3 protein-coding genes are annotated in these 2,027 nt (G+C 70.1%); all 3 read left to right on the plus strand.

All coding sequences use genetic code 11. The annotated features are described in order from the left end of the window. A partial coding sequence (locus HY703_05105; GenBank protein ID MBI4544554.1) for a DUF3341 domain-containing protein occupies positions 1–369 on the plus strand: 369 nt, incomplete at its 5' end. A 79-nt stretch (positions 370–448) separates the two neighbouring features. Next, the gene (locus tag HY703_05110; GenBank protein ID MBI4544555.1) at positions 449–1,177 is read left to right on the plus strand and encodes a c-type cytochrome; all 729 of its coding nucleotides are present in this window, start codon (positions 449–451) and stop codon (positions 1,175–1,177) included. 4 nt (positions 1,178–1,181) lie between these two features. Next, a partial coding sequence (locus HY703_05115; protein MBI4544556.1) for a hypothetical protein occupies positions 1,182–2,027 on the plus strand: 846 nt, incomplete at its 3' end.

The following is a 2,027-nucleotide window of genomic DNA, read 5'->3' on the forward strand; positions in this document are numbered from 1 at the left end:
CTGTTCACGCTGGTGGGTGGACTGACGGGCGCGGCCACGGGGTTCGCGCTGCCCATCTTCACGTCGCTGGACTGGCCGCTCATCACGGGGGGCAAGCCGATCATCTCCTTGCCGCCGTTCGTGATCATTGCCTTCGAGCTGACCATCCTGTTCGGCGCTCTCTCTACCGTGCTCGGGCTGCTCATCAATGCGCGGCTGCCCAGGGCGCGCCCGCGCGTGATCTATGACCCGGCGTTCTCGGTGGGCCGGTTCGGGATCCTGGTGCTGGTGCCAGCGGGCCGCGAGAGGGAAGCCGCGGCGCTGCTGCGCGAGAGCGGGGCTGCTGAGGTGCGGGAGCGGCCGGAGGAGGTGCGGGTTGGGACGCTCTGAGCCGGATACGCAGGGGCGCAGGGAGGCGGGGAGGCGGCGCCCCCCGCCCCGTGCTGCCCCAGGAGGGAGTGAGGCCGGGATGCCGGGCCGCTGCGAACTGGCGACACGGCGATCGGCGGGGGATGATTCCCTGCGTCGCTGCGTCTCCGCGTCGCTGCGTCGTGCGGCAGCGAGTTGGGTGGCAGTGCTGGGCGTGGGCGTGGCGGCCGCGGGCTGCACGCAACTGGACAACGCCCTGGCCTCGATTCCGTTCCTGTCGTTTCTGCGCGAGTCGCCGGCCTTCGATCCGTATGAGGCGCCACGCCCTGCGCCCGAGGGAGCGTTACCGTTCGAGACGCCGGTGGGCGAGGTGCTGCCGCCACTGGCCCCCGCGGACGCCGCCCTGGCGGCGTTCGGCGCCAGGGTTGCCAACCCGGTGGCACGCGACGATGCGGTGCTGGCGCGGGGTAAGGTGCTGTACGAGCGGTACTGCTCGGTCTGTCATGGAGCGAGTGGGAAGGGGAACGGGCCCATCGTCGGGCCGGGCAAGTTTCCCTTTGCGCCGGATCTGACGGTGCCGGCCACGGTCGGCCGGTCGGATGGTTATCTCTACGGCATCATGCGGGTGGGGCGGGGTCTCATGCCCCCGTACGGGGAGCGGCTGTCCCATCGCGAGCGATGGTACGTGGTGCATTACCTGAGGGCGTTGCAAGTCGCGGGTACGGGCACGGGTGCGGGCACGGGTACGGGTAGGGGAATGGGAGCGGGAATGGGAGCGGGAGCGGGTGCGCCGGCGCGTCCACGCGGGATGGAGCGGAGAGGCAGGTAGCTCTATGGCGCAGCACAATGCAGCCGGAGAGCTGCCCGCGCGCACATTGGAGACCGTGCCTGCGAAGGCGCGGCTGGCGATCATCTTGCTGCTCGTGCTGGGCAGCGCCACGCTGCTGACCGCACTGCTGACTGATGCGGCGCGGGCGTGGCGGGCGTACCTGTTCAACTGGCTCTACTGGACCAGTATTGCGCAGGGAGCCGTGATCCTGGCGGCGGCGGTCACGATGACGCGCGGGATCTGGTCCCAGCCCGTCCGGCGCATTGCGTTGTCCTTCGTCGCCTTCCTGCCTGTCTCCTTCCTCCTGCTGCTGCCGCTCCTCTTCGCCGCCGGGCAGGTCTTTCCCTGGGTGCACCAGGAGCTGGGCGGCAAGGAAGCGTGGCTGAACGTCCCCTTCCTCGCGGCCCGAAACCTGGCAGGACTGGCCACGCTCTTCGGGCTGTCCCTGGCCTTCGCCTACTGGGCGCTGCGGCCGGATGCGGGACTGCTGCTCGCGCAGGCGTCGCCCCGGCACTCCGGGCCGGAGTGCCGGGGGCTTTACGCTAGACTGACCCGCGGCTGGCAGGGCCAGGAGGTGGAGGAGGCACGGGCCCATCGCAACCTCAGCCGACTCTCGCCCGTGCTAGCGCTCACGTACGCGATCGTGTTCAGCATCGTCGCGGTCGATTTCGTCATGTCGCTCGAGCCGGAGTGGTTCAGCAGCCTCATCGGCCCCTACTTCTTCATGGCTGCGTTCCTGGGAGGCATTGCGGCCACGGCGCTGCTCACGGTCGTCTACCGGCGGGGGCTCGAGCTGGGCAGCGCGATCCAGCCGCCGCAGCTCCATGACCTGGGCAAGCTGACGTTCGCC

It is taken from the genome of Gemmatimonadota bacterium, from assembly GCA_016209965.1.
Taxonomy (GTDB): domain Bacteria; phylum Gemmatimonadota; class Gemmatimonadetes; order Longimicrobiales; family RSA9; genus JACQVE01.

Coding starts and splice junctions, on each gene's coding strand:
- HY703_05110 (MBI4544555.1), top strand. CDS start 449: ATGCCGGGCCGCTGCGAACTGGCGACACGGCGATCGGCGGGGGATGAT.